This window comes from Acinetobacter sp. AS5, assembly GCF_048957595.1.
In the GTDB taxonomy this organism is placed as follows: Bacteria; Pseudomonadota; Gammaproteobacteria; order Pseudomonadales; family Moraxellaceae; genus Acinetobacter.
Map to the genome: position 1 here is coordinate 1 of NZ_JARDAL010000126.1, position 1,797 is coordinate 1,797.

General features: G+C 40.1%; 2 pseudogenes. One reads left to right on the plus strand and one right to left on the minus strand.

Features of this window, described 5'->3' with window-relative positions:
• Positions 1-357 precede the first annotated feature (357 nt).
• A pseudogene (locus PV763_RS17520) lies at positions 358-1,105 on the plus strand (IS5 family transposase).
• Here PV763_RS17520 and PV763_RS17525 read toward each other — a convergent pair.
• Positions 1,104-1,328: pseudogene (locus PV763_RS17525) on the minus strand (helix-turn-helix transcriptional regulator); the annotation flags it as partial. The pseudogenes PV763_RS17520 and PV763_RS17525 overlap by 2 nt on opposite strands.
• Between the last annotated feature and the right edge of the window lie 469 nt (positions 1,329-1,797).

The following is a 1,797-nucleotide window of genomic DNA, read 5'->3' on the forward strand; positions in this document are numbered from 1 at the left end:
AAGCCTTTGATTTAGTGTTCTTTTATATCAATAATGGATTCGTTTAATGCCAGCATACTTTTTGAAACACCACCAAAGTTTGTTCTAGTAAGCCCTTCACGTCTGTCCATACCATTTTGGTACTCCCTCAAACCTATCAAGCTCTTTATCGTGAAGGTATATCACCAATCTAATTCTGGCTTTGCGGTCTTTATAACCAGTTTTTGAGTTCGTTTATTATTACCTGAGGCTTTTTTGCGAACTTTACCTTTGAGCTTAAGCAACTGTATCGGTGAAAATGATACTTCAGGTATCAATTGATCTAGGGCGTGTCATCAATTACCTTGAGGAAAACCACCTTGTCCCCATTATACTTTTATGACTAAACGCTATGCCTTAAGAGATGATCAATGGGAACAGATTAAAGATCTGTTACCTGGACGAATGGGTACTGTTGGAGTAACGGCCAAAGACAACCGACTATTTGTTGAAGCAGTATTGTATCGGTATCGTTCAGGTATCCCGTGGCGAGACTTACCAGAACGCTTTGGTGATTTTAGAGTCGTGCATACTCGTTTTAGCCGTTGGGCTAAAACAGGTGTGTGGCAGAGGGTCTTTGAAGTGCTGTCACATGACAGTGATAATGAATACGCCATGTTAGACTCCACCATTGTACGTGCTCATCAACACAGCGCTGGGAAAAAAAAATCAGGCGATTGGACGCAGTAAAGGTGGCTTAAGCACCAAAATTCATGCCCGTACTGATGCTTTAGGCAACCCAACAGGATTTTATCTCACTGATGGGCAGGCCCATGACTTAAACGGTTCAGATGTGTTGCTGGACTTATCGTTGAGCCAGACCTGGCTTATGGATAAAGCCTACAACTCCAGGGATCGGGTCATTGCTCCAATTTTAGCGGCGAAGGGTCAAATTGTGATGCCAGCGAAAAGTAATTCTATTGATCAGCGTGATTATGACCGACATCTCTACAAGGCAAGACATCTGATCGAGAACTTTTTTGCCAAGCTCAAGCAGTATCGTGCTATTGCCACACGCTATGATAAATTGGCTCAAAACTTCTTATCAGCGATCTACTTAGCATCAACAATCATCTCCATTAATTGATGACACGCCCTAGATTACCCAACATATTGAGCGCACCTAAAATAGCGATCAGCTCTACTAGTCGAACGTCGCCTTTCTCCGCATTAAGGACAGCTCTCCGACTAATCCAAGCTTTATTAGCAATCTCCGCTTGTGTCATATCTTGATTCAATCGGATGCGTTTTAGGCGCTCACCTATTACTGACGCAATATATATCGGACTATCATTTTCGGAATAATTCATTATTTATTATCCTCATCTAGCTATGTGTTGTGCCGCCGTCATATAAAAATCTAGTCAAAATACCAAAATCTTTAGATCCAAATATGGCACAGCTCTCATGTTAGTTGCCAGTTCTTTGTTAATATCTATGCCTAACTAAATGCGCATTTACCCTAGCTAAAACTGAACATAATGAACGTCCCATCATCAGTTTCCGATGGACTCAATCTTGGCCGCTCTTCCGTATAAATAAAATAAGAAAAATACAAAACACAGTTAAACCAGTCACATTCAAAAACAAAGAATCAATAACTTAAATAAAAAAATCTATCTAAGCAAACCCTTAGCCTAGTTTAAAAAGAATTCAAATTCATCAAAAACCACTCACATTTATAGCAATGTTTTTGATGCGAAAAGGCTTTGTTGCACAAAGATTTGAAATGCAAAGCGCCCCTAATTGAGCCAAATTTAAGGCGTAACTTGGGTAAGT